Source organism: Aureimonas sp. N4 (genome assembly GCF_001463925.1).
Lineage (GTDB): Bacteria > Pseudomonadota > Alphaproteobacteria > Rhizobiales > Rhizobiaceae > Aureimonas > Aureimonas ureilytica_A.
On sequence record NZ_BBWS01000041.1, the window covers coordinates 29,915 to 55,983 of the forward strand.

The following is a 26,069-nucleotide window of genomic DNA, read 5'->3' on the forward strand; positions in this document are numbered from 1 at the left end:
CAAAGGCCAGCTCAGAGGCTGCAACGAGTTCACGGACGATGGGTATAAGACGCGCCTCGTCCATGTCTCGAGGCGAGCGCACAAGCCACGATCCGCGCGAGCAAAATATATCTACTAATAGGGTGGATTTGATGGATTTATGCTTCGGTGCGAGCGCCGCTTCCCGCTAGCATCCGGTTATCGCTGCCGAAGCCGGAGCCCATCCATGCGTATCACCCGCCGCCTTTTCAACGCAGCCCTGGTTGGAGCGCTGACGCTTGGCCTATCGCCTCTTCTGACGACGGCCTCGCCGGCGCAAGCGGCCGACAAGGTCCTGCGCGTCGGCTATCAGAAATACGGCACGCTGGTTCTCCTGAAGGGCAGGGGAACGCTCGAGGCGAAGCTGGCGCCTCTCGGCTGGAGCGTCCAGTGGACCGAGTTTCCGGGCGGGCCGCAACTCCTGGAAGCCCTGAATGTGGGCGCCATCGACTTTGGATCGACCGGCGAGGCGCCGCCGATCTTCGCGCAGGCGGCGGGTGCGCCGCTGGTCTATGTCGCCCATGAACCGCCCGCGCCCAAGGGCGAGGCGATCCTCGTTCCCAAGGACAGCCCCCTCCGGTCGGTCGCCGATCTGAAGGGAAAGACCGTCGTTCTCAACAAGGGCTCGAACGTTCACTACCTTCTCGTCAAGGCGCTGGAAGAGGCCGGGCTCGCCTATGGCGACGTGAAAGTCTCCTTCCTGCCGCCCGCCGATGGAAGAGCAGCCTTCGAGCAGGGATCGGCCGATGCCTGGGCGATCTGGGACCCGTTTCAGGCTGCGGCCGAAGTCGCCGTCGAAGCGCGCACGCTGCGCAACGGCGAGGGCATCGTTTCGAACCATCAGTTCTATCTCGCAGCCAAGCCCTTCGTGGACGCGAATGGCGCGACGATCGACACGCTGATCTCCGCCATCGGCGAGATCGACGAATGGACGCGCGCCAATCCGGGTGAGGCGGCGGCCAAGCTTGCGCCCTCGGTCGGCATTCCCGCCGATATCCTGACGGTCGCGCTGGAGCGCCAGTCCTTCGGCGTGAAGCCGCTCGATGGAAGCGTGATCGCCGAGCAGCAGCAGATCGCCGACACGTTCCATGCGCTCGGGCTGATCCCCGCGCCGATCAAAATCGCGGATTCCGTGCGAAAGGCGGGCTCGTGAGCGTCGAGGCGCTGACCGCGACGCGCGCGCGTCCCAAACTCGATTCGGCCCGCCTTGGCCGGGCGCTGGCCCCCTGGGCGCTGCCGATCGCCCTTCTCATCGTCTGGGAAGTCGCGGCCCGAACAGGGCTCGTCAATGCACGCCTCCTGCCGGCCCCCTCCGCCGTGGCTCTCGCCGGCTGGCGCACGCTTCTCGACGGGAGCCTGGCGGCCAATGTTCTGGCGTCCAGCCAGCGCGCGCTGATCGGCCTCGTGATCGGCGGTGGACTCGGCTTCGGGCTCGGGCTCGCCACGGGCCTCTGGCGTCCGGTCGAGACGCTTCTGGACTCGTCCGTCCAGATGATCCGCAACGTGCCCCATCTCGCGTTGATCCCGCTCGTCATCCTGTGGTTCGGCATCGGGGAAACGGCGAAAATCTTCCTGGTGGTTCTCGGCGTCTTCTTCCCGATCTACATCAACACCTTCCACGGGGTCCGCACCGTCGATCGGCAGTTGGTGGAAATGGCAGAGGTCTATGGGCTCGACCGGCGCGCGCAGCTTCTGCGCATCATCCTTCCGGGCGCTCTGCCCTCGATCCTGGTGGGCCTGCGCTATGCGCTCGGCCTGATGTTGCTGACGCTGATCGTCGCCGAGACGATCTCGGCCTCGTCGGGCCTCGGCTACATGACGATGAACGCCCGCGAGTTCTTTCAGACCGATGTCGTGATCCTCGGAATCCTCGTCTATGCGCTTCTCGGCAAGCTGGCCGACGCGGCGACGCGGGCGATCGAGCGCCGGGCGCTGGCCTGGCATCCGGCCTGGCAGTCGAACACGGAGAGAAGCCGATGAGCGCGGTGCGTCGAAGCGTCGAGGCCGCCTCGGTGGGCCTTCCGATCACCCTGTCCGGCGTGTCGAAGGGTTTTGGCCAAACGCCCGTCCTGCGGAACTTCGATCTCAAGATCGCTGCCGGCGAGTTCGTGGCCGTGATCGGCCGCTCGGGCGGCGGCAAGTCGACGCTCCTCCGCCTCCTCGCCGGTCTCGACCATCCCGATGGTGGGCGCGTCGAGCTGGGCGGGCGGGCGGTGGCCGGCATCAGCTCCAATGTCCGGCTCCTGTTTCAGGAACCGAGGCTCGTGCCCTGGCTGAGCGTCGTCGACAATGTCGGGCTCGCGCGCGGACCGGGCTGGCGGGAGGCGGCGGAGGCCGCACTCGCCGATGTCGGTCTTGACGGGCGCGGTGGCGACTGGCCCTCTGTGCTGTCGGGCGGTCAGAAGCAGCGGGTCGCGCTGGCGCGCGCGCTCGTCAGTCACCCCGACATCCTGCTTCTGGACGAGCCCTTCGGCGCGCTCGACGCCCTCACGCGCCTCGAAATGCACCGTCTTCTCGGCACCCTCTGGCGCGCGCGCGGCTTTACCACCGTCCTGATCACCCATGATGTCGCCGAGGCGGTCGCGCTGGCCGACCGGGTGATCGTTCTGAAGAACGGACGGATCGCGCTCGATGTCGAGGTCGAGCTAGAACGCCCGCGCGAGGATCTGGCCGATGCGCGCGCGACGGCCTTGCAGAAGCAAATCCTCGCGGCCGTCTGATCGCGTATCTGGAACGGGGCGCAAGGTTGCGGGCTTAGGCTTCGAATGGTGATCGACCGTCGAAGGGGCGGGCGGCAGCAAGGAGGCCATTGGCCATGATCGATGCACGCAAGACGCTGAGGCTCGGCGCGTTCATGCGGCCCGTCAGCATCCATGCGGGCGCTTGGCGCTATCCCGGCGCCTGGCGCGACGCGAACTTCTCGTTCCCACGCCTGTCCTATCTTGCGCGCAAGCTGGAGGCGGGGCGCTTCGACGCCTTCTTCATGGCGGACCATCTGGCCGTGCTCAACATGGGAACCGAGGCGCTTCGGCGCAGCCACACCGTCACCTCCTTCGAGCCTTTCACGCTGCTGTCGGCGCTGGCCGCGGTCACCAGCCGCATCGGCCTCGTGGCCACCGGCTCGACCAGCTTCGACGAGCCCTTCCATGTCGCGCGGCGCTTCGCCTCGCTCGACCATATCAGCGAGGGGCGGGCCGGCTGGAACATCGTCACCACCTCCAACCCCGACGCCGCGCTGAACTTCGGCCTCGAGGAGCATCTGGACCATGCCGAGCGGTATCGCCGCGCGCGCGAATTCTTCGACGTCGTGACGGGCCTTTGGGACAGTTTCGCCGACGACGCCTTTCCTCGGGATGCGGCAAGCGGCACCTATCTCGACCCGGCGCGGATGCATGTCCTGGCGCACCAGGGCGAATTCTTCCGGGTGCGCGGGCCGCTCAATATCGCCCGGCCCGTCCAGGGGTGGCCGGTGATCGTGCAGGCCGGGGCCTCCGAGCCGGGGCGCCAGCTTGCCGCCGAAACGGCGGAGGTCGTCTTCGCCGCGCCGAACGGCCTCGCGGATGCACGCGCGCTCTGTGCCGACGTGAAGGGGCGCATGGCCCGGATCGGGCGCGATCCCGACCATCTGAAAATCCTGCCCGGCGCCTTCGTGGTGGTGGGGGCGAGCGACGAAGAGGCGCGCGAGAAGCGCGATCTTCTCGACAGCCTCGTTCACGACGACAACGCCATCGACTCCCTGTCGATCGCGCTCGGCCACGATGCGCGCCGGTTCGATCCCGATGCGCCGCTTCCCGAAATCCCCGAAAGCAACGCCTCCAAGAGCGGGCAGGCGCGGGCGATTGCTATCGCGCGGGCCGAGAACCTGACCGTGCGCCAGCTCGCCCGGCGCTTTGCTGGCTATGCCGGCCTCTCCTTCGTGGGCACGCCAAAGACGATCGCCGACGCCATGGAGGAATGGTTGCTGAGCGAGGGCTGCGACGGGTTCAACGTCATGTTCCCCTATCTGCCGGAGGGGCTCGACGCGTTCGTGGATCAGGTCGTGCCCGAGCTCCAGCGCCGTGGCCTGTTCCGCACGGAGTACGAGGGCCGGACGCTGCGCGAAAACCTCGGCCTGCCGCGACCGGCCAACCGCTTCTTCTAGAGCCGAGGGCCGAACCATTCGGTCGAGGGCGATCGAGGGATGGCTTCCGTCGGCAAGGCACCGGACGCAGACCACGCAGCGCACGGACCGGCACCGTCGCGGCGGGGGAAATCGCTCGTCCATTCTGCATCGTGAAGCGTCGCGAGGGACGGGCTCTCGGGAATCGCGTGGATGCGACCCAGGACGTTCGCGTTGGCAGGCTTTGCGCAAGTCAGGCATGGCCTGCCGGTTCGGAACGCGCCACATCTGCGACCAGGATGATCGGGAACCATCGCGGTGATGGCGGCCTTCGGGTTGGAACACGGAGAAGAGCCCCATGACCGACACCAACCGCCGCACGTTCCTGGCCGGAGCCGCCCTGACCGCGGGCGCTGCCATGACCCTTGCCTCGAACACGACGGCATCCGCGCAAACCGGGGGCGGCGCCGGCGCCGAGCCGACCGCCCCGGATCCCGCCACCTATCCCAAGCCTCCCTATCCGACCGACATGCAGCCCTGGCCCGGGCTCGCCTCGCGCATGAACCCGCGCCCCGATCATGGCGAGACCAGCTACAAAGGGTCCGGCAAATTGGCCGGCAAGAAGGCCTTGATCACCGGGGGCGACAGCGGCATCGGCCGCGCGGCGGCCATCGCCTATGCGCGAGAGGGAGCGGATGTCGCCATCAACTATCTGCCCGCCGAGGAACCCGACGCGAAGGAGGTCGTCGCCTTGATCGAGGCGGAAGGGCGCAAGGCGGTCGCGATCCCCGGCGATCTGCGATCCGAGGAGTTCTGCCGCAGCCTCGTCTCGCAGGCGGCCGACCAGCTGGGCGGTCTCGACATCCTCGTCAACAACGCGGCGCTCCAGCAGACCCGCGCCTCCATCGCCGACATTTCGTCCGAACTCTTCGACGACACGATGAAGACCAATGTCTACGCTCCGTTCTGGTTGACCAAGGCCGCGCTGGAGCGCATGGGCGCGGGGGCGGTGATCGTCAACACATCCTCCGAGCAGGCGGGCAATCCCTCGCCCGAGATCATGCACTACGCCATGACGCGGGCGGCCGTGCTGAACTTCACCAAGGGCCTGGCCAAGGAACTGGCGCCGCGCGGCATCCGCGTCAACGCGGTCGCGCCGGGGCCCTTCTGGACGCCGCTCCAGATATCGGGCGGAGCGACGGAGGAGAAGTTGCGCACCTTCGGCGCCGACTCGCCCATGGGACGCGCCGGGCAGCCCGCCGAGATCGCGGGCCTCTATGTCGCCGCCGCCGACCCGCTTCTCAGCTACTCGACCGGCCAGATCTTCGGCGCGACCGGTGGCAACGGCCAGCCGGCCTGAGCTAGCTGCAAGCCCATCGAATTCCTAAAACACCCCCGGGCAGTTTTCCCGCTCGGGGGTGTTCTTGCGTGTGAGCGAAGACGATCCGAAACGCATGTGACGTATCGAGCCGGGACGAAAGCGCATCCGCCATTCCGTGGATCACGACCTCATTCGGCGGAGCACAGAACGGCAGCGACAGTCACTTCCAAAGCATCCCCTAGGTCTAGTGAACCCGTCATTTTCCCCATACCGCGTCGCAGCGCATCGAACTCGGATCCGGCTGCGGAGCAATGCTTCTGGGTTGTTAACCTTACGGCCGCTTCCAAGCAGGAGCTTCCTCCTGATCGCGTCGATCAGGCAAATTCGGGACGATTTCCTTTCTGACAACGTCGCCCGCGTAAAAGTATGACAGCGAATGTCCATGGTGGGATCGATCTGAATGAGCGATGGTTCGGAGCCGGTCTCGTCGGAGGCGGGGAAGCCGACGCGGAAGGTTTGGCGGCCGCGCGTTCCCTATGCCAATATCGCTTCCGTAGTTCTCTGTTCGGGTATGGCGGCCGCGATCATCCGCTTCGACCTTTGGCCGCCCGACCCCTTGCGCTTCCTTCGGCTCGCCGCGACGAGCGCGACATACCGGCCCTACGGTCACGGTTTGGGAGCGGGCTTGGCCGCCTACATGGGCTGGAAGTTCCTGACGATGAAGAGGCCCGATACGACCGACCGGACGAAATCCGCAATGGTCGAAGCTGTCGAGTTTCTCGTCGGCCTCGCCGCGTCCGCAGCGGTCGGCTTCTGCGTCGGATGGTTCGCCGTCACCTTCTGGCTTCCGTTCACGCAGCACTTGCTGGCCAGCAAACAGGATGTCGAATACCGATTCACGCTGACGGGAGACACGGTCGGGAAGCCTTGCCGCGGTGTGATCGGCATCAATCCGGCATTTTACGACGATGAACTCTGTGGTGTGAGGATGACAGGTTCTTCAGAGATTTGGGAGGGCCGCACACTGGTCGTCACCGGTCGGCAATCGGCCTATGGGATGATAAGGACAGGATACCGCCGCGATTAGACGGCGCAAGCGCATGAGCCGATTGAGAGTTCGTTGCCTGCCCCGGCGCCCTTTTTCGGTTCCACGGCGGATTCTAAGAATTTCACCGGGGCGCGTTGGCGTTACCTCGGAAACGGCAAACCCGTTGGCACTGAGGCCGGCGGGGTCGAGCTGTGGCGGGGCCGGGACGCTCGGCTTCCCAGAGAACCAGCGCTGATACGTTCGAAGCCGCTTCCGTTGTCCAAGCTCAGATCGATGCCGGACACACTACGCGCTGGCTGACGGATAGGACCAACCGGGCAAGGCGTCTGTCGGCATTCGCACGACGTTCGGCGCCTACGCCGACGCAGGCTTGGTGTCCGTCGAGGCGTTTGCTCTCGCATTCAGCTGGAAGAAGCGGGTGCGCTCGCTGAAGAGCCGCGCTTCGCCGGATAACGCGTCGGCGGCCGCGCTCATCTGGTTGGCCACGCCGGCATTGGCCTGCGTTACCTGATCGAACTGCTGAACAGCCTGATTGATCTGCTCTATACCCACCGACAGCTCGCGGCAGGCGGCCGAGATTTTCGACACCAACCCGGCCGTGCGCTGAATGTCGGGCACGAGTTCGTGCAGAATGACGCCCGCGTCCTTCGGCCGCAGACGGCCGCCCAGCTAGACGCGGATGACGTCGGCCGCTTGCCCACGGGTCCCGTTGGCGCTCTAGCCCCTCTAGAATACGCAGCCCGCTGCATTCCGGGGGTGGTCGGAACATTGTGCATGTCCGGCATGCGCCTCGGCCGCCGGATGGCTGAGTTCACCCATCGGGATCGTGATGCCGCCCTTGCCCGCAATCGTCGGCAGACCTCCTTGGTCTGCAGCTCGGCCGCGACCTTTTCATGCGACACAGCATAGGAGGTGCGGAGTTCGCTTGCGGGCTGGCGGTTGCCGAAGACGAAGGGAGGCTGGGCGGCCTTGGCGACGATCCCGTCTTTCTCGACGGCAGCGGCCATCCTATGCAGGGAAACGAAGCCGACATGGTCTTCGTGAGGGCTTCGAAACCGTCCAGCCTGTAATAGCGATCGATGAGCACACTCCACACGCTGACCGCAGCGTCACACGCCCAGCAGGACATCAAGAAGAGCCGGTTCCTTGCCGTGGCCAATGCCGTGTCGGACGCGGAGGCGGCGCAGGCCTTTCTGGCGCGGCACGCCGATCCGACGGCCCATCACAATTGCTGGGCATGGCGGATCGGGCAGACTTATCGGTTCTCGGACGACGGCGAGCCGACGGGCACAGCGGGCAAGCCCATCCTGCAGGCGATCGACGGACAAGGGCTGGATCGCGTCGCCGTTCTGGTGACGCGATGGTTCGGAGGCATTCGCTTGGGCACCGGCGGTCTCGTCCGCGCCTATGGCGGAACCGCCGCGCTCTGCCTGCGGGAGGGCGAGAAGGCCCCGCTTCGCGATATGGTCGCGGCGACGCTGACCTGCCTGTTCGGCGATCTCGCGCTTTTGCAGGCGCGCATCGCGGCTCAGGCCGGGGTGGAGATTCAAGCCACCACGTTCAGCGAGACGGGGGCCCAATGGTTGCTCGCCGTTCCGCAAGACATGGCGGAGACGATGGCCCGACTGGTGAGCGATCTGACCCATGGGCGCGCTCATCTGCGCTTCGACGATTGACGAAGGCGCGTCGCCGCGCTCGACGAGGCGCGATTGCAAGCACCGAGCGCCATGCTCCTGCATCCGGCGCATCGACTGGCTAAGTCCCCCAAGCCATCGGTCGAGGATGCCTCCACGACATTTCGACACGCCTGTAACGTTTACACAACAGCCAAAGTATAGCTTTCTTCACGAATGTGTCATCAAACGACACGCACCAATAGAAAACGTTGCATGATTGCATCAATGGAGTCTTTCGAAGCTGTCATACAAGGGTGTCGGTGCTGTTCCCGCGTGACTCCACATGAAAGTTTGGTAAGGATGGCTTTGGACATAGGCGCCCAACGAACACATCCAAAAACAGTCTGCTGGAGATTAAGACTATGAATTTGAAGAGCCTTCTTCTTGGCTCCGCTGCGGCCCTCGTGGCGATGACGGGTGCCCGCGCGGCCGATGCTGTCGTCGTCGCCGAGCCTGAGCCGGTCGATTACGTCCGCGTTTGCGACGTCTACGGCAAGGGTTTCTACTACATCCCGGGCACCGAGACTTGCCTCAGCGTCGGCGGCTATGTCCGTTTCCAGTATAACGTGGCTGGCGATCCGGCTCGTAACCTGGAAGGCGACGACTACCAGGCCGGCAGCTCGGTCCGCGCCCGTCTGAACTTCGACGCTCGCGAAGAGACCGAACTCGGCACCCTGCGCGCCTTCGCTCGCGTCCAGGCCCAGAACAACACGATCGCCCAGCCCGACTCCTCGCTCGGCGCGAGCTACGTGATGGATCAGGCCTACGTCCAGCTCGGAGGCCTGCTCGTCGGTTACCGCGACTCGCTCTGGACCTCGGGCGTCGGCGGTCTGGAAGACGGCCTGCTCACCGATAGCGATCTCGTGGTCGGCGACTTCAACACCAATCAGGTGTCCTACACGTTCGCTGTGAACGGCTTCTCGGCCACGCTCGGCCTCGAAGACGACCGCACCGGCGACATCGTTCCCGATGTCCATGCCAAGCTGGTCTATTCGGGCGCTTGGGGCGGTGCTTACCTCTCGGCCGTCTATGACGAGACCTACAACCCGGTCAACGCCAACGGCATCACGAACACGATCGCGATCAACGGCGTTCCGATCTCCATCGTCGGCACCTTCCCGACGCTGCTGCGCGACGGCAACAACGACGCCTTCGCTCTGAAGGGCGGCGTCCTCCTCAAGAACCTGATCGCGGCCGACTCGCAGCTGAAGATCGAGGGTCACTACGCCTTCGACCCGACCGTCTATGCCGGCATCACCGCCATCAACACGGTCAGCACGCTGTCCAGCAACCAGCTGACCAATGCCGGCGTTCCGATCATCCTCGAGTGGGCCGCTGGTGCGGGCTACGCGCAGAAGTTCGGCAAGGTCGGCCTCGCGATCGCCGGCCAGTACGGCAAGACCTTCGACTCGCGTCTCGTGACCCCGATCAACGGCGTGACCTTCATCGGTCAGGGCGAATACTGGGCCGCTGTCGGCAACGTCGGCTACGCGATCACGAACAACTTCGCAGCGCTCGGCGAAGTCTCCTACAAGAACGTCGATTTCGGCGGTCCGGTCGGCGACGTCGATCAGGTGGCGGGCTTCCTGCGCCTGCAGCGCAACTTCTAATCCGACCAAGTTCCTGCGGGCTCCGGCCCGCAGGTTTCGCCGGTCCGCCGGCACATGACCTGACCTCCAGTCAGACTGACGACGACCGGACGCGTTTCGTCCACGCGGCGGTCAAGCTTGGCCGCTCCTTCCCGGAGCGGCCTTTTTGCGTTTTTGTCGTATGGTGCAGCCCGTCATCTTGAAGCGGACGAAGCTCGCAAAGGGGAGAAAAGGGGTGGCCGCGTCCGAGGCGTACGCTTCCGAAAGCTCCACCGGCGTTCAGGTGGAAAGCGATCGTTCAGGGAAACGACATTCGCCCGCTGGCGGGCAAGCCTATGAGGGGAGGCGCAAAAGGTGGATGTCGACATCGTCTTGCGCTGTCTCGTTGAAACCGAAGCGCCGGTAGAAGCGTCCCGCATCGCTCCTTTGCAACACGCACAATCGTACGGACTGGCCTGACTCATCGGCTGTCGCGAGAATCTGCCGGAGAATGGCAGCGCCTAAACCACGCCCCTGGAATGCCGGATCGATATAGAAATGTTCGAGAAGCAGCCCGTCTGCTTCCGGCTTCACGGCGACGCAACCAGCAAGCTCTTCGGCTACCAGTATAAGGCGGGTATGCTCTGGTGTGAAGGTTGATCGAAAGCGCTCGAAAGCCCGCTGCTCGTCATAGCGTCCGATACGTTCCAGACTCTCGCGCATGGCCGCGACCCGCAGTGCGAAGAGGCGGTCGAAGTCCTCAGCGGTCGCCGGTATGAGGGTATATTCCGGGCGGGAATCGGTCATGCTCCTTACGCTCATTCGCAGAATATAGTCGCGAGGCTCTACCGGACGCCCGAGCGGAGAAAATCCGCTTCGGATCGAAACCGGATGCGGCGCTGTCCGCGGTGGTGTTTTCTACGCCGCTCGCCCGCTTTGGAGAGACGGGGTTCTGCATCTCGCGTCCGATCGGCGAGGCCGTGGGAGCATTCAGCAAGGCAGAGGCGGCCCTCCATCCGCACCGCTCGAAACCGGCTCGGCCGAATGGCTGTGCTCCCCACGAAAAACGCCCCTGCCGGGGGAGGACCGGCAAGGGCGTTGGAGAGAAGCCGAAAGGTGGGAGGAACCGCTCGGCCAGTCCGCTTCAGATGAGGGAGGACCAGCTGAAGCGAAAGGGGGAAACTCTTAGCGGACCGCCTGACGGGCGATGGCCGGGATGTCGGAGCGTGCGATGCCGAGGTCCGAGAGTTCGCGCTGCGACAGGCGGTTCAGCTCGGCGGCCGTGTTGCGATACTGGCGCCAGGTGCTGAAGGAGCGAGCGAGGGACATGGGTAGCTTCCTTTCGTGCCCGGCCTCTCATCGGTGGTGGCCGGCATGTGCGTGTTCTTCCGATGAAAAGAAATTACCCCTACCGCTGATGAAGCAGTAGCGAAAAGCTCGAAGAGGAGGTTTGCAGCCTTTCGCTATCGGCCCTCAGCACGTCCGATATGCGGTCGCCGCATGGATCGAGTTCCCGGCTCTGTCCGGCCAGGAGGGTGGTTTTCCTTGGGCGGCCGGGTAAGCCTATCTGGGCACCGGGCGCGCCGCTGTGACGGCCCATGCCCCGAGGCCATCGGCGCGTGGGGCAAAGCCGACATGCCGGGACATCTCATCCATCGCGCGGCGCTCCCTCCTGACGAACTCCAAGGCAGCCTCACGCGAAACGAAGATGCCGCCGCAGCCATTGCAGGGGCCTTCGACGATCCAGCTCCCGTTCCCATCGGGACGAAGCGTGAAAGCGAACGGGTCCGGCTCGAACTCGGCTTTGGACAGCGCGCTCATCGAACAGACTCCCTGGCGATCTCAAGGGTGGCCGGAACGGGTGGGATCACCGCCTCGATCCCTTGGCGTATCAGAGCCGCCTGTCGGCGCGCGTCCGGGCCGAGCCTGTGCAGCGGCAGCCGCACGGCCGTGTCGCATCCCACGATCCCATGCAGCATCTCCTTCAAGGCCGCAGCACCCTCCGCCTCCACCAGGTCGGCCAGAGGCTGAAGGCGTCGTTGGAATTCCCTCGCCAGCCCCACATCGTTTTCGCAGATCGCCCGCCAGAGACCGACGACGAGGTCAGGCGCTACGTTCGCCATGGCACTGAACAGGCCATCGGCGCCCAAGAGGGCTGTGGCGGCGAACGTGGGGTCGTGGGCCGCCAGAAAGGCCACACCGGGTTTGGCGCGGCTCATGCATTCGACATGAAGCGGATTGGTGGAATGGTCGATCATCGCCGCGACATTCCGAATCCGCGAAAGCTCCGCCATCTGACAGGACGAGAGATGCACGCGCGTCGCGGCCTCGTCGAACTCCAAGAACAGGGGCAGCCCAGTCGCGGCCGCGACGGCTTCGACATGGGCGCGGATGCCGGCGAAGGAGGGCTTGTTGTAGAAGGGCATGACGAGCACCAGCCCGTCGGCCCCGGCCGCCTCGGCATCCAGGGCGAGTGCGCAAGAGCGGGCGGTGCTGGGCGTGCCGACATGGGCAAGCACGGCCATCCGCCCCTTGGCCGAGACCGCGGCCTCGACCAGAGCGATGCGCTCGGCGCGCTGGAGGGTGGAGCCCTCGCCGGCCCAGCCCGCGAGGGCGACGGCCCGCACGCCGCTGCGCGCCTGCCAGCGCGTGAGGGCCGCGACGCGGAACGTGTCCACTTCGGAAGACGGGCCGAGGTCGGCGTCGAAGCTGGACCTGAAGGGCGTGACCAGAGAGGTGACCACGCCGGAGAATACGGAACTCATCGAAGGAACGGGTCCTGTTGTTTCGATAAGACCATTTCTGGCAGACCCCGCCATAAAGGATCGATGCGAATTTTCGGCCGACGCCCGCCCGCGCGCGGCCTTGGCCCCGCCTAGCGCCCCCTGTTTCGCGCGGGCTTTCAGGGGAAGCCCGCCAAGAAAAAACGCTCCCCCACAGGGTGGGGGAGCGCGGGCTCGGCTCATGGGGAGGTTTCGAGCCGGGAGGGCCGTTTACGCGCTGCGATGGGTGCCGAGGGCAGGGGCTCTCATGCGGGCGACAAGAAGCAGGCTGAGCGCGGCGCAGGCGAGAAGCGCCGAGACGATGACGAGCCCGGCCGCGTAGCTGCCGGTCATGTCCTTGAGATAGCCCATGACGAAGGGGCCGAGATAACCCGCCAGATTGCCGATCGAGTTGATGAGCGCGATGCCGGCGGCGGCGGCGACGCCCGTCAGGAACGTGGTCGGCAGAGCCCAGAAGGTCGGCAGCGCCGAGAAGACGCCCATCCCTGCCAGGGTCAGGCCGACGATGGCGACGGCCGGGGTGGAGAGCGTCGCCGCGCAGAGACCGAAGCCGATGGCGGCCAGGATGACGGCGGCGGCGAAATGGCCGAGGCGTTCCTGTCGGGCGTCCGAGCGACGGGTCCAGTAGATCATTGCGACCACGCCGAACATGTTGACGCCTGCGGTCGCCAGTCCGATCTGGAGATTGCTCATGTCGCCGAAGGTCTTGATCATCTGCGGCAACCAGAAGCCCAGCGTATAGGACCCCAGCACCACGCAGAAATAGATGAAGGCGAAGCCCAGGACCTTCCTGTCGAAAAGGGCGGTCTTCAGCGACTTCTCGCCATGGGTGGAGGCGATCGCGCCGCGCTCGGACTCCATCTTGGCCGCCAGCCATTCGCGCTGGTCGGCGCGTAGCCACTTGGCCTGTTCCGGGCGATCCGTCAGGGTGAACAGGGTTACGATGCCCAGAAGTACGGCCGGGATGGCTTCCAGCATAAACATCCATTGCCAGCCCTTGAGGCCGTGCCAGTCGAGCCCGAGAAGCGCCGAGGAGATCGGCGCGCCGATCATGGCCGAAAGCGGGATGGAGACCATGAAGAGGCCGACGGCCTTGCCACGCGTCTTCGCCGGGAACCAGTAGGTGAGATAGAGGATGATGCCGGGAAAGAAGCCGGCCTCGGCCGCGCCGAGAAAGAAGCGGATCACGTAGAAACTGATCGGACCGCTGACCAGCGCCATCGCGCCGGACAGAAGCCCCCAAGTGATCATGATGCGCGCGATCCAGACCCGCGCGCCGAGCTTGTGAAGGAAAATGTTGCTGGGAACTTCGAACAACGCGTAGCCAATGAAGAAGATGCCCGCGCCGAGGCCATAGACCGTCGCGGAGAAGCCCAGATCGGCGTTCATCGTGAGCGCCGCGAAGCCGATATTCACGCGGTCGAGATAGGCGATAAAATAAAGAAGCATCACGAAGGGAATGAGCCGCCACAGAACGGCTTTCATGGTGGAAGCCTCCAGGCTCCCGTCTTGGATCTTCGACATCGTTCCTCCACTTATGTCTTCGTTGTCGGGATGCGGCTTGGCTGGCGGGGGCTCCCACCCCTGCAAGGGCCGGTCGATCGCGCGCGCGATCAGAGCGAGCGGGCGAGCATCGCCTCGTAGTCCTGCGGCGAGGCCTCGCGCGGATTGGTCTTGTGGCAGTGATCCTTGAGCGCGCCGGCGATGATGGCGGGGAAGAGATCGGCCTCCACACCCAGTTCCGAGAGCTTGCCGGGCAGGCCGATGCGCCGCGTCATGGCCTCGATGGCGGGCACCACGTCGTCGCCGCCGGATAAGCCCATCGCATGGGCCAGCCGGTCGAACTTGCCTTCGGCCACGCTCGAGGGCGCGGATCGGTTGAATTCGAGCACGGCGGGCAGGAAAACGGCGTTGAGCGTGCCGTGATGCAGCCGGGGGTTCAGCCCGCCCAGCGAATGGCTGAGGCTGTGGACGCAGCCCAGACCCTTCTGAAAGCACATCGCGCCCATGGTCGCAGCGATGCTCATACTGGCGCGGGCGTCGCGATTGTCGGGCTCGGCGGTGGCCGTTGCCAGATGCGCCCAAGCCCGGCGCAGGCCCTCCAGGGCGATGCCGTCGGCGGGCGGGTTGAAGGCGGCGGAGAGATAGGTCTCGATACAGTGCGAGATCGCATCCATGCCGGTCGCCGCCGTCAGATGCGCGGGAAGGCTCAGCGTCAACTCGGGGTCGCAGATCGCAACCTTCGGAACCAGATGGTTCGACAGGAGGCCGACCTTGCGCCCGTCCTCCAGAATGAGGATCGCGCCGCGCCCGACCTCGCTGCCGGTGCCGGACGTGGTCGGAATCGCCACCATCGGGAAGGTTCTGGCGGAAATCCGCTCGGTGCCGCCCTCAATGGCTGCGAAGGTCTTCAAGGGTCCGTCATGGGCGGCCATCACCGCGACCGCCTTGGCGAGGTCCAGCACCGATCCGCCGCCGATGGCGATCAGCCCGTCCGCTCCCGCGGACCGGAACAGCTCGGTCGCCGCGCGAACCGCTGCCTCGTTCGGGTTGCCCGGCGTCTCATCGAAGACACCCGCCACCTTGTCGCCGACCAGAGCGCGAATGCGATCGATCAGTCCGAGCGAGGCGATCGGCTTGTCGGTGACGACGAGCGCGCGCCCGATGCCCGCCAGCGGCAGCTCGTCCGTCAGCGTTGCGAGCGTTCCATATCCGAACTGCACGCGGGTGATGTAATTGATGAGCGCCACGCCCGTCCTCCCGAAATCCGCGCACAGGCCCACGATCGCCCCCTTGAGGGCGTCCGGCGGTCATTTCCCCATGCGTCTAGGCAAAATTACGGAGAAATCCCTTGCCGTAAATGCGCTGAATGTCGATACGGGTATAACAATCGGGAATAGAGGAATGCCGGACCAAGCAGCGCGTGGCCTCAGCCGCCTAACCATGCGTCAGATTCATCTCCTCGCCACGATTGACGACGCGAGCTCGCTCAAGGGCGCCGCCGCGCGCATCGGCATGAGCCAGCCGCGCGCGACCAAGTGCCTCCAGGAAATCGAGGAAGCGGCCGAGCAGCAGCTCTTCGTACGAACCAATCGCGGGTTGACGCCGACACCGGCGGGCAGTTGCGCCATCCGGCACGCCAAGGTCATGATCTCGCAGATCCGCAGCTTCCGGGAGGAGTTGCGCCATATCGCCGACGGCGCCTGGGCGAGGCTACGGGTAGGTACGATCATGGGCGCGGTTCCGCTCGTCACTGAGGCCGTGCTCGTTTTCACCGAGCGGTTTCCTAGCGTGTCGATCGAGATCCTGGAGGATACGAGCGGCGAGCTTCTACGCCAGCTCGACCGGGGAGACCTCGATCTCGTGATCGGCCGCAGCTCGGTCAGCGCGACGCCCGAACTCTACGACACCTTCGCCTTTCACGACGAACTTCTGAGCGTGGTCGCCAATCCCGCGCATCCGCTGGTCGGGCGCAAGCGCGTACAGCTCGCGGACTTTTCCGATTCGCGCTGGATCGTCTACACGGCCCGGATGCCGATGCGTCTGTCGCTGGAGCAGGAATATCGCGAGGCCGACCTCCCCTTTCCTCGCGCCCTCGTGGAAACGCGCTCGGCCTTCACGACCATGTCGCTCGTCCAGTCCAGCCCGAACTATGTCGCGCTCCTGTCCAACGACGTCGCCAATGTTTTCGCCAGCCTCGGCGTCGCCCGCACGCTGGCCTTCCGCCTGCGCTCCAAGAACCAGGCCTACGAACTGATCACGCGCACACGCACGCCCCTGCCGCCCGCCGCCTCCGAATTCATCCGGCTTCTGACCCTGCGTTGAGGGGTAAGATATCCCTGTTCGTTATACCCTTATCGCACAACGCCGGATTTACACGCTTCCACCGATCCCTAGAGTGGGCGCGCTGTCCCGCCGGGACCGAGCAGCACCGTCCGCACGCATTCGTCCGCCGGTGAGCCCGGGGGTGGTGGGGCGGCCATGCTCGGGAGGCTGCCTTGATGACCGAAACCCTGATCGCCCGCCTGCGCGCCATCGCCGGCGAGGCCCATGTCCATGTCGGCACGCGGGCGACGCGGCGCTTTCGCACGGGCTATCGCTATGGCGACGGCGAGATCGCGGCGGCCGTGCAGCCGGGTTCGCTGGTGGAACAATGGCGGGTGTTGCAGGCCTGCGTGGAGGCCGACGTCGCCGTAATCCTTCAGGCCGCCAATACCGGGCTGACGGGCGGCTCGACGCCCTTCGGCACCGGATACGACCGGCCCATCGTCATCATCAACACGATGCGCCTCAAACGGATCGATCTCATCCGCGACGGCGCGCAGGTTCTGTGCCTGCCCGGCGCGACGCTGGAAAGTCTGGAGCGCAAGCTCAAGCCGCTCGGCCGCGAGCCGCATTCGGTGATCGGATCGAGCTGCATCGGGGCCTCGGTCACGGGCGGTATCTGCAACAATTCGGGCGGCTCGCTGGTGCAGCGCGGCCCGGCCTTCACGCAGCTCGCCCTGTTCGCCCGCGTCAACGAGGCCGGGCGGCTCGAACTCGTCAACCATCTGGGCGTCGAACTGGGCGAAACCCCCGAGGCCATCCTCGCCCGGCTGGACGCCGGGACATACAGTTCGTCGGACATTCATGACGAGAACGGCGCCTGGGCGTCCGACCGCGAATACGCGACCTATGTGCGCGACATCGAGGCTTCGACGCCCGCGCGCTTCAACGCCGACCCTCGCCGCCATTACGAGGCGTCAGGCTCGGCGGGTAAGATCGCCGTCTTCGCCCTGCGCATGGACACGTTCGTCGCCGAGCCGCAGGAGCAGGTCTTCTATGTCGGCACCAACGACCCGGCCGTGCTCCAGCAGATCCGCCGGCATGTGCTCGGCCAGTTCCAGCATCTGCCGATCGCGGGCGAATATATGCATTCCGACGCGTTCCGCGCTGCCCAGACCTATGGCAAGGACCTTTTCGTCTTCATCCGCCGCTTCGGCTCGGTCAATGTCCCGCGCGCCTTCGCGGCGAAAAGCTGGTTCGATGGCGTCACCGAGGCGCTCGGGCTCGGCAAGAGCATCTCCGACCACCTGCTCCAGCGCGTCTCCAGGCTCCTGCCGGAGCATCTGCCGCAGCGGCTCATCGACTATCGGGACCGCTACACCCACCATCTGATCCTGCGCACCGGCGGCGAGGGCATCGCGGAGATGCGCGACTATCTCTCGTCAGTCTTTACGACTGGCCTCGCCGCGCCGCACGGCGGCTTTCTGGAATGCACAGAGGACGAGGGGCAAGCCGCGCTTCTCAACCGCTTCGTGTCGGGTGGGGCGGTGGTGCGCTACCGCGCCGTCCACCGGGACCGCATCGAGGATATCGTGGCGCTGGACGTCGCCCTGCCACGCGATACGCGGGACTGGTTCGAGACGCTTCCCCCCGAGATCGACAAGCAGATCGCGCTGAAATTCTATGTCGGCCATTTCCTGTGCCAGGTGATGCATCAGGAATATCTCGTCCATAAGGGCGTGGACTGCGAGGCGCTGGAACACGCGATCCTGGAGACGCTGGAGGCGAGGGGCGCGGAATATCCCGCCGAGCACAATGTCGGCCATCTCTACGAAGCCAAGCCCGCGCTCAAGGCCTTCTATCGCCAGCTCGACCCGACCAATTCCTTCAACCCGGGCATCGGCAAGACCTCGCGCCTGCGCGGTTGGGCGGCGGTCGAAACCACAGGCGACGGCTCGGCGGAGGCTTGCGCCTGCGAAGGGTCCGTGCACTTGCGATAATGTCGTCTTTCTCGGTAGCAGCGGCGAGGCCGCAGCGATTGAGATTGCGCGCGGCGCCGGCTTTCACCCCGGCGGCGATCAGGAAGGCGGCATCGCGCTTTGCGCGGGAAGCCAGAGCCGGCTGGTCTCGAAGCGCTCGCGGCTGAGGACTACCAGCGCGGCGCGCTTCATGGATAGATCGACGGTTGCGAAATAGCCGAAGGGGACGCCATCCAACTGCATGAAGATCGGGATCGTATGCGGATCGTCGAGCTGGCGTTGCAGATATGCGCGGTGCTGCTCGAGCGAGCCGGCCTCCCGCCAGAACCGATCGACCCAGGGATCGTTCAACCACCCGTGAAGGCGGGGCAGGTCGTTCATCGTGGCGGCGACGAACGAGAGCGTCCGGCCAAGCCAGGGAATATATCTGACATAGAGCGGGCCGGTTGGCATGGGCGGGCGCTGGGGCCGGCCCGAAACGTTGCCTGGCACTTCACCGGCGCGAGAAGGGGTCGTAACGCCCATCCATCCCGCGCGATAGGACAGGATGTCCCGATCGCGCAAAACAGGATGGGTCGCGTCCGTCAGAAGGCTCATGGCAGCGAGATCGGGCGCAAGCGCGAGAAGCGCGTCGCCGCCGAGCCGGACGTCCGACACGGGCCGGCCGGGATCGCACATCGCACATTCGAGCGCGGCGAAGAGCTGTCGGCACAGCGCGGCACGCTCCCGCGCACCGTGCTCGAGAGACGCCTCGCCCGCCCATGCAGGCTCGCCGTCCCGCCAGACCGAGATCGTGCCCTTCGGCCCGTCGAGGTCCAGCCGGAAGGCGCTTTCGCTGGCCTCTCCCCGCACGACGATCCGCGCGCCCCGGCGGGTCGAGCCGAGCGGCTCACCGCCCGGAAACAGCCAGGACCGCATGATGAAGTCCGGCGGCGACCCGCCGGGCTCGTCGCCGTCTCCGCGCGGGAATGGCCGCAGGGTCAGAACTCCTTGCTCAGCGAAATCGCGAAGGTTCGGCCCCGTCCCTTGTAGTCGAAGACGCTCTTGTCCGCGAGCGAGCCGTAGAGCGCCACCGCGCGCTGGCCCCAGATCGTGGTGTAGTCCTTGTCGAACAGGTTCTGGATGCCGAAGTTCAGCGTCGTATCGGCCGTTTCAAACCGATGGCTGCCCATGAGGTCGAAGAGCGTATAGCCCTTGATCTCGAAACCGGCGGCGTCCGACAGGCTGAAGACGTGCTGCCCTTCGAGCCGGACGGACGTGATGTCGTCGGTCCAGCCGATATGGCCGCCGAGCTTCGACGTGCTGGCATCGCCCACGGACGCCCGCCGCCAGTCGCCGTTCTGGTCGACCTCGGTCTGCACGAGATTGCCGAGAACGCCCGCGTCGAACCCATGGCCGAGCTGGAGGCCGAGACGGCCCTCGACGCCATAGGCGCGCCGGTCCTGATCCAGAAGCGATATGTTCAGCGTCTGCCGGTTGAGCTGGATGGTGCGATCCGACAGGGAGTAATAGGCCGCCGCCTCCGCCGAGACGATGCCGTCCGCATAGCGATAACCCACCTCATAGGCATTGGTCTTGATCGACTGAAGCGCGGAGTCCGCGACATTGACACTGCTGCGCAGAACCTGCCGGTTGCCGACAAGGCTGTAGGTGCCCAGGCCATAATAGCGCGAGGGGTCGGGCAGCTCGAAGCCTTGGCTGAAACTCGCATAGACTTGTTGGCGATCGTCGAAGCGATAGGTCGCGCCGGCATTGAAGAGCAGGTCGTCATAGGAGACCGAGCCGCCGGGAATGGCGTCGGCCGACGTGCCACGGCCGAAGAAATTGTTGACCTGCGCGGCGGCCGCGACGAAATCCCCGACCTTCGTATCCACATATTGATAGCGCACGCCGCCCATGAGCGTCAGCGCGTCCGTCGCCTCATAGCTCGCCTCGGCAAAGCCCGCGATGGTGGAGACGTCGATGGCCGGGTAGAGGCCGAGTTCGCCGACGCGGCGCATGTCCAGCGCGCCGGAACGCGCGGCGATCCTGCTGTCGAACACCGCCTGGGAGGAGGAGAACTCGTCCCGGTCTCCGTCGATGCCATACGTGATGCGCAGGCCCTCGAGCGGCTTCGACACCATCGCGGCCTTGAAGCCGTAGAAGTTCGTGTCCTGCTCAGTGGCGTTGAAATAGAAGAGCGGGACGGTGACGGGGAAGGGGTGGAAGTCGATGGACTCGGTGCGCCAGAAGGCCTGGACTAGGAGTTCCTGGCCGAGGAAGTCGCTGTCGGTGTAGGAGCCGTTGACGCCGGTGCGCCGCGTCGCGGGCTGCACGTCGGACTGGTAGCCCTGCCGCGTCTCGAAAAGCCTGGGGTTGCGCAGCGCGGCGAAATTCGTGCCGAAGAAAAGGCCGTAATCGCTGTCCTGCTCGCTGCGGTAATGCTGCGCGCTGATCTCGGCGCGCCGGCTCTCGTCGATCTGGAGTCCGGCCGTGCCGAACAGATCGACCCGCTCGTTGAAGGCAAGGCTGGTCTGCGTGATATCGGGAACGAAGATCGTGCCCGATCCGTCGTAGAAGGCGCGGGTCTTGTTGCCGGCGATCGAGAGGCGGGCGTCCCAGAGATCGTCATTATAGGTGAGCGCGCCGGCCAGCTTGCCGTCGCCATCACGCGAGCCCCGGAAGCCGCTTTCCGCGCCGACCATCGCCTCGCCGCCCAGGCCCGGCTTGGCGTCCCGGCCCTTCTTGGTGATGATGTTGATGATGCCGCCCGTCGCGTTGCCGCCATAGAGCGAGGTCGCGCCCGACAGGATTTCGACCCGCGCGATGTTGAACGGGTCGAAGGAATCGAACTGGCGATACAGGCCGCGCGCGGAATTCAGCGACACGCCGTCGATCAGCACGAGCGCCGGGCGGCCGCGCAGGTTCTGGCCATAGGAGGTGCGCGCGCCGCTGCTGGCGGCGTCATAGCTCGGCACGTCCTGGCCCAGTGCCTGCTGGAGCGTCTGGCCCGAGCGCACGCGTGCCTCGATCTCCCGGCCCTCGACCACATAGACCGTGCGGGCCGTCTCCGACAGGCGCTGGGGCGCGCGTGAGCCGGTGACGACGATCGGGTCGAGAAGGACGGAGGCATCGCCCGTGCCCACGGCTGCGGGCGCGGTTTGCTCGGCCGCGCCGGCGACCGTTTCCTGCGCCGTGGCGCTGAACGACAGGGTCAGCGCGCAGCCGAGCGCGACCAGCGAAATCGAACGGCGAAGCGCGCGTCGGCGGGCGGACAATGGGGGCATCGCGGATTTGTGCTCCTGCGGACGCCAGATGCGTCCACTTCAGCAAGACACGAGGATTCAGAGTTAATACTTCGCTATCCTGAAGATCGGACGAGAATGGCGTGGATTTGCTGTCGTTTGACGTGGATCAGACTCCTCCGTACGATGGAAGACGCCCTATGCAGTCGGCTATCATAACATGATAAATCGAGTCAACTAACGCGTGAATTCACGCTTCAGACGATAACCGTTCCAGAAACTCGGGGAATTCTCCTCAGGATTCCAACTTTAAGGGGTTTCAGCGGGCGCGACCCATAAACATGAATTTGAAAACCATGTTATGGCTTGCGAAATAAAAACAGAGTCATTAGGGATCACGGCGCGCTTCGGAGCGGCGATTCCGATGTATCCGTCAGTATTTAATCCCGTTCTAAACTCGGCAGGCAGTTGATCCCGCAATGTCGATCTCGATTCCCGCCCAGCCGACGCGCCGCCTTTATGGCGTCCTCGCCGCGCTCTATCTCGCACAGGGCATCCCGACCTATCTCCTGCTCGTCGCCCTGCCGCCCCTCCTGCGAGACAGCGGCGCGTCGCGCACGGCGATCGGCCTGTTCACGCTTCTCATGGTGCCGACCGTCCTGAAATTCGCCTGGGGGCCGCTGGTGGATCGCTATCCCCTGATCCGGCGTCTGGGGCATCGGCGGGGCTGGATCGTGCCGACCCAGCTTCTCGTCTCCGCGCTGATCGCCGCCATGGCCTTCGTCGCGCCGACGCAGACCGTGCTTCTGTTCGCCATCGCCTTTTCGATCACGCTTCTTTCGGCCACGCAGGACATCGCGACCGACGGGTTCGCCGTGCGCCAGCTCGATGCCACCACGCGCGCCACCGGAAACGCCATTCAGGCGGCCTCCGTGGCGCTCGGCGTGGTGATCGGCGGCATGTTCTCGCTCGTCCTGTTCGAGCGCATCGGCTGGACCGCCGCGCTCCTGACGGTCGCGATCCTGTCGCTTCTGCCGCTCCTCGCCACGCCTTTCATGCGCGAGCGCGCCGATGCGGGCGAGGGGGAAGCGGGCGGATCGGAGCCCACCCCGCGCCCCAGCCTGCGCGCCTTCTTCGCCCGACCCGAAGCGCGGCTCTTCTTTCTCTTCGCGCTGACCTTCCGCGCCAGCGAAGGGCTCGTGCGCGGCATGGAGGGTGCCTATCTCGTGGATCTCGGCGTGCCGCTGTCCTGGATCGGCACGCTCTACGGCGCGGCGGCCATCAGTGCGGGGCTGGCCGGCGCGACGTTTGCCGCCCTCCTGATCCGCCGGACCGGGTTAGCCGCCACGCTCGGACTTCTCGGCCTCCTGCGCACGCTCTGCTTCCTCGTCTTCTCGCTGAGCGCCCTCGGCGTCCTGCCGGGGCCAAGTCGCCATGGGCGCGTCCGGCTTCCAGACGATGATCCGCTACATGGAACTCGTCGCGCTCTACGCGCTCTTCATGCGCGCCTCGTCCTCGCGCCAGCCGGGAACGGACTTCACGATCCTGACCTGCGCCGAAGTCGTCGTTTATCTCGTCGGCACGAGCGTCGCCGGGTGGATCGCCGATGCTGTCGGATACGGTGCGCTGTTTGCTCTCGCGACGCTTCTGTCGCTGGTCGGCGTCGCGGTTGCGATCGCCATTCTCGCGCGCCTGCCCGGCGTGCGGTGGGAGGGCCGGCGCGCCGCCGCGCTGGACGCGCCCTCCACGCTTTGATCTCATACCCCGCTTCCAGGAGTCGATCACGACCCAAGTTGCGCCCACCAATCGCGACTTCCTCCAACGGCAGGAGGCGCGCGAGTCCAACGCCCGCTCCTATCCCCGTCGCTTCCCTCTGGCGCTGCGCTCGGCGTCCGGCTCGCGCGTCACCGATGTCGAAGGTCGCACCTATCTCGACTGCCTCGCCGGAGCCAGCACGCTCGCCCTCGGGCACGATCATCCCGAAATCGTGGAAAGCCTGCGCGAGGCGCTGGGGCAGGGCATCCCGCTTCACACGCTGGACCTTGCGACGCCCCAGAAGGACGCCTTCGTGGAGGCGCTCTTCGCCACCCTGCCGCCCGCCTTCCGCGAGGGCGCCCGCATCCAATTCTGCTCGCCCAGCGGCTCGGACGCGGTGGAAGCGGCGATCAAGCTCGCCAAGACGGCGACCGGCCCGCAGGATATCGTGGCCTTTCGCGGCGCCTATCACGGCATGTCGCAGGGCGCGCTCTCGCTGATGGGCTCGCTCGGACCGAAGGAGCGCCTCGGCACGCTGATGCCCGGCACGCATTTCCTGCCCTATCCCCACGCCTATCGCTGCCCCTTCGGCACCGATGGCGCGGACAGCGCCGGTCTGGCGACGGCCGTTTTCGAGGGCGCGATGCGCGATCCCGAAGGGGGCATGAACCGCCCGGCGGCGATCATTCTGCAGCCGGTGCAAGGCGAGGGCGGCGTCAACCCCGCGCCCGTCGAATGGCTTCGTCAGATCCGCCGCACGACGCACGAACTCGGCATTCCCCTGATCCTCGACGAGGTGCAGTCGGGCGTCGGGCGCACCGGCACGTTCTACACCTTCGAGAAGGCCGGCATACGGCGACCGATTTTATAACTTCCGCGCATACCGTTGTCGGATCATGTCAGCCTCACCCAATATCTCCGATGGTGAGAAACCGCAGCTTTCATAGAGACGCCTATCTGCTTCCGATCCCGAACTCCCTGCGACAAACGTGTCGACATGAATGATCGATTCAGACAGCACACTAGAGAGAACAGCCTCGACAAGCATTTTACCGATCCCGCGCCTACGAAACTCGGACGAAACTGCAAGCCAGCGGATCGCAATTTGTAAACCATTGTTACTGATGAGAACACATCCTGTAAAGGCTGCGTTACCTATGCCTATTCTTGCGCAATAAGCCTGCTTTTGCGCGATCTCACGAGCAAGAACAGCATCGAATCCCGGCATGGGGCCGAACAACGGCACCACTTCTTCAGCCAGACGCAACCAAGCCGCTACATCACTATGCTGTGCCGCGCTGATCTGCATTTATATTCTATCTCGCATATCCAGACATCGCAGCCCTAAAAAGATGGATATTGATGTGAGTTAATCGCCAAACGTCATCGTTCCATAATGTAAATTACGAGCCATCTGTTCATCTGAAGCCCGTCAACCCACACTGCAATTCCCAAGACGTGGCGATCGTTGGTGAAATCGCATCGATCGCCACGTTACGTCGTTGAGCGGCCTGATCGCTCCTATCCCGAAATGCGAAGCCGGTGCGTGACCGGCTTCGCTCAAGCCTGTCACCCCGCGCGGGCGACTTCGCGGGTCCAGCCGAAACTGTCGGGCGCGGAGCCGCGCTGGATGCCGACGAGCTTGTGGCGGAAGGCTTCGGTGGTCGGGCCGACCTGCCCGTCGCCGATCGTGAACTCGCCGCCGGCATGGCGAAGCGTTCCGATGCCGGCCACGACGGCCGCCGTACCGCAGGCGAAGGCTTCCTTCATGCGCCCGCTGGCGGCGTCCGCCTGCCATTCGTCGAACGAATAGGGCCGCTCTTCCACGATGTGGCCTTCGGCGCTCGCCATCTCGATGATGGATTTGCGCGTGATGCCGGGCAGGATCGTGCCGAGCGAGGGCGTGACGAGACGCCCGTCCGCCATCACGAAGAAGAGGTTCATGCCGCCGAGTTCCTCGACCCAGCGGTTCTCGGCCGAGTCCAGGAACACGACCTGATCGCAGCCCTTGGTGCTGGCCTCGGCCTGCGCGGCGAGGCTGCCGGCATAGTTGCCGCCGCACTTGGCCTCGCCCGTGCCGCCCCGTGCCGCGCGGCTGTAGTTCTGCGACACCCAGAGCGTCAGCGGCTTCGACCCGCCTTTGAAATAAGGGCCGACGGGCGATGCGATGACGCAGAAGATATATTCGCGCGACGGACGCACGCCGAGGAAGCTCTCGCTGGCGAACATGAAGGGCCTCAGATAGAGGCTCGCCTCCCCTTCCGGCAGCCAATCCTGATCGACGGCCACCAGCCCTTCCACGGCGGCCACGAAATCGGCCTCGGGCAGTTCGGGCATGGCCATGCGGCGGGCCGACTGGTTGAAGCGGCGGGCGTTTTCCTCGGGGCGGAACAGGAGCGCGCGCCCGTCCACTGTGCGATAGGCCTTCATGCCCTCGAAAATCTCCTGCGCATAATGCAGGACGCTGCTGGCCGGATCGATCGGGAACGGCGCGCGCGCGGTGATCTCGGCCGAATGCCAGCCCCGGTCCTGCGACCAGCGCGCGACCGCCATGTGATCGCTGAACAGCGTTCCGAAGGTGAGATGGCTCAACGCCTCGGCTCGCTCCGCCGCCGGCACGGGATTGGGGCTTCTCTTGAGTTCGAAGCGGATACCGGGTGCGTCGACGGTCATGAAAGCCTCCAGATCAGGCGCCCCTCGCATGGGAAACGGGACGCCGCTTTTCCCCCGTTTAATACGAGGAGGACCGGCCGAACAGGTCCGTTGGCGCGATCCGCATCATCATATCGCCCGAAGGGTCATCCCGAGCGGGCCAAGGGATGTGGGTTAAGTC

Annotated in this window: 22 protein-coding genes and 1 pseudogene; 12 read left to right on the forward strand and 11 right to left on the reverse strand. The window is 65.4% G+C overall.

Annotated features, from left to right (window positions below):
- The first annotated feature begins 205 nt into the window (after positions 1-205).
- From AUL28_RS12130 to AUL28_RS12155, 6 genes are all read left to right on the forward strand, one after another.
- Positions 206-1,171 carry a sulfonate ABC transporter substrate-binding protein gene (locus AUL28_RS12130; RefSeq protein WP_062232861.1) on the forward strand — a complete coding sequence of 322 codons (966 nt, stop codon included), beginning with the start codon at positions 206-208 and terminating at the stop codon, positions 1,169-1,171.
- 11 nt (positions 1,172-1,182) lie between these two features.
- A complete protein-coding gene (locus AUL28_RS12135; protein ID WP_082640434.1) occupies positions 1,183-1,998 on the forward strand; it encodes an ABC transporter permease subunit in 816 nt (271 codons plus the stop codon).
- Positions 1,995-2,738, forward strand: a complete 744-nt coding sequence (locus tag AUL28_RS12140; protein WP_062232870.1) for an ABC transporter ATP-binding protein — start codon at positions 1,995-1,997, stop codon at positions 2,736-2,738. Before AUL28_RS12135 ends, AUL28_RS12140 begins: the two co-directional genes overlap by 4 nt.
- Positions 2,739-2,833: 95 nt before the next feature.
- The gene (locus AUL28_RS12145; protein ID WP_062232872.1) at positions 2,834-4,159 is read left to right on the forward strand and encodes an LLM class flavin-dependent oxidoreductase; all 1,326 of its coding nucleotides are present in this window, start codon (positions 2,834-2,836) and stop codon (positions 4,157-4,159) included.
- A 316-nt stretch (positions 4,160-4,475) separates the two neighbouring features.
- A complete protein-coding gene (locus AUL28_RS12150; protein ID WP_062218780.1) occupies positions 4,476-5,477 on the forward strand; it encodes an SDR family oxidoreductase in 1,002 nt (333 codons plus the stop codon).
- Positions 5,478-5,898: 421 nt separating this feature from the next.
- Positions 5,899-6,525, forward strand: a complete 627-nt coding sequence (locus AUL28_RS12155; protein ID WP_062232874.1) for a hypothetical protein — start codon at positions 5,899-5,901, stop codon at positions 6,523-6,525.
- 315 nt (positions 6,526-6,840) lie between these two features.
- Here the strand turns inward: AUL28_RS12155 and AUL28_RS12160 are convergent, their stop codons facing one another.
- A complete protein-coding gene (locus AUL28_RS12160; RefSeq protein WP_062232876.1) occupies positions 6,841-7,104 on the reverse strand; it encodes a hypothetical protein in 264 nt (87 codons plus the stop codon).
- A 461-nt stretch (positions 7,105-7,565) separates the two neighbouring features.
- On the opposite strand from AUL28_RS12160, the gene AUL28_RS12165 reads away from it, so the two are divergent.
- Together AUL28_RS12165 and AUL28_RS12170 are read left to right on the forward strand one after the other, a co-directional pair.
- Complete coding sequence (locus tag AUL28_RS12165) at positions 7,566-8,162, forward strand: IMPACT family protein (protein ID WP_062232886.1); 597 nt, start codon at positions 7,566-7,568, stop codon at positions 8,160-8,162.
- 362 nt (positions 8,163-8,524) lie between these two features.
- Entirely contained in the window at positions 8,525-9,772 is a 1,248-nt protein-coding gene (locus AUL28_RS12170; RefSeq protein WP_058599681.1) for a porin, read from the forward strand.
- A 312-nt stretch (positions 9,773-10,084) separates the two neighbouring features.
- On the opposite strand, the gene AUL28_RS12175 is transcribed toward AUL28_RS12170, so the two are convergent.
- The 6 genes from AUL28_RS12175 to AUL28_RS12195 all read right to left on the reverse strand — a co-directional run bounded on the left by AUL28_RS12175 (position 10,085) and on the right by AUL28_RS12195 (position 15,263).
- Positions 10,085-10,537 carry a GNAT family N-acetyltransferase gene (locus AUL28_RS12175; protein WP_156419980.1) on the reverse strand — a complete coding sequence of 151 codons (453 nt, stop codon included), beginning with the start codon at positions 10,535-10,537 and terminating at the stop codon, positions 10,085-10,087.
- 378 nt (positions 10,538-10,915) lie between these two features.
- On the reverse strand, positions 10,916-11,059 hold the full coding sequence (locus AUL28_RS22090) for a DUF1127 domain-containing protein (RefSeq protein ID WP_082640421.1): 144 nt from the start codon (positions 11,057-11,059) through the stop codon (positions 10,916-10,918).
- 234 nt (positions 11,060-11,293) lie between these two features.
- Positions 11,294-11,551: a hypothetical protein gene (locus AUL28_RS12180; protein ID WP_062232891.1), complete on the reverse strand. Its 258-nt coding sequence runs from the start codon at positions 11,549-11,551 to the stop codon at positions 11,294-11,296.
- Complete coding sequence (locus AUL28_RS12185) at positions 11,548-12,495, reverse strand: dihydrodipicolinate synthase family protein (RefSeq protein ID WP_062232894.1); 948 nt, start codon at positions 12,493-12,495, stop codon at positions 11,548-11,550. The genes AUL28_RS12180 and AUL28_RS12185 overlap by 4 nt, the downstream gene beginning before the upstream one ends.
- 228 nt (positions 12,496-12,723) lie before the next feature.
- Positions 12,724-14,037, reverse strand: coding sequence for an MFS transporter (locus tag AUL28_RS12190; RefSeq protein ID WP_062232897.1), 1,314 nt, complete (start codon positions 14,035-14,037; stop codon positions 12,724-12,726).
- Between the two features lie 89 nt (positions 14,038-14,126).
- Positions 14,127-15,263, reverse strand: a complete 1,137-nt coding sequence (locus AUL28_RS12195; protein WP_062232899.1) for an iron-containing alcohol dehydrogenase — start codon at positions 15,261-15,263, stop codon at positions 14,127-14,129.
- 154 nt (positions 15,264-15,417) lie between these two features.
- On the opposite strand from AUL28_RS12195, the gene AUL28_RS12200 reads away from it, so the two are divergent.
- Positions 15,418-16,338: a LysR family transcriptional regulator gene (locus AUL28_RS12200; protein ID WP_062232902.1), complete on the forward strand. Its 921-nt coding sequence runs from the start codon at positions 15,418-15,420 to the stop codon at positions 16,336-16,338.
- A 176-nt stretch (positions 16,339-16,514) separates the two neighbouring features.
- Positions 16,515-18,278 (forward strand): D-lactate dehydrogenase, encoded by a 1,764-nt coding sequence (dld, locus tag AUL28_RS12205; RefSeq protein WP_082640423.1) that lies wholly within the window; start codon positions 16,515-16,517, stop codon positions 18,276-18,278.
- A gap of 78 nt (positions 18,279-18,356) precedes the next feature.
- Here dld and AUL28_RS23160 read toward each other — a convergent pair whose 3' ends face one another.
- Together AUL28_RS23160 and AUL28_RS12215 are read right to left on the reverse strand one after the other, a co-directional pair.
- Positions 18,357-19,175: a GNAT family N-acetyltransferase gene (locus tag AUL28_RS23160; protein ID WP_062232904.1), complete on the reverse strand. Its 819-nt coding sequence runs from the start codon at positions 19,173-19,175 to the stop codon at positions 18,357-18,359.
- Positions 19,176-19,237: 62 nt separating this feature from the next.
- Positions 19,238-21,523, reverse strand: a complete 2,286-nt coding sequence (locus AUL28_RS12215) for a TonB-dependent receptor (RefSeq protein WP_062232907.1) — start codon at positions 21,521-21,523, stop codon at positions 19,238-19,240.
- A 437-nt stretch (positions 21,524-21,960) separates the two neighbouring features.
- On the opposite strand from AUL28_RS12215, the pseudogene AUL28_RS12220 reads away from it, so the two are divergent.
- Together AUL28_RS12220 and AUL28_RS12225 are read left to right on the forward strand one after the other, a co-directional pair.
- Positions 21,961-23,236, forward strand: a pseudogene (locus tag AUL28_RS12220) (RhtX/FptX family siderophore transporter).
- Entirely contained in the window at positions 23,151-24,107 is a 957-nt protein-coding gene (locus AUL28_RS12225; RefSeq protein WP_192843453.1) for an aminotransferase class III-fold pyridoxal phosphate-dependent enzyme, read from the forward strand. The pseudogene AUL28_RS12220 and the gene AUL28_RS12225 overlap by 86 nt, the downstream one beginning before the upstream one ends.
- Here AUL28_RS12225 and AUL28_RS22100 read toward each other — a convergent pair.
- Positions 24,102-24,545, reverse strand: a complete 444-nt coding sequence (locus AUL28_RS22100) for a GNAT family N-acetyltransferase (protein ID WP_082640424.1) — start codon at positions 24,543-24,545, stop codon at positions 24,102-24,104. The genes AUL28_RS12225 and AUL28_RS22100 overlap by 6 nt on opposite strands.
- 260 nt (positions 24,546-24,805) lie before the next feature.
- A complete protein-coding gene (locus tag AUL28_RS12230) occupies positions 24,806-25,909 on the reverse strand; it encodes a branched-chain amino acid aminotransferase (protein WP_062233031.1) in 1,104 nt (367 codons plus the stop codon).
- Between the last annotated feature and the right edge of the window lie 160 nt (positions 25,910-26,069).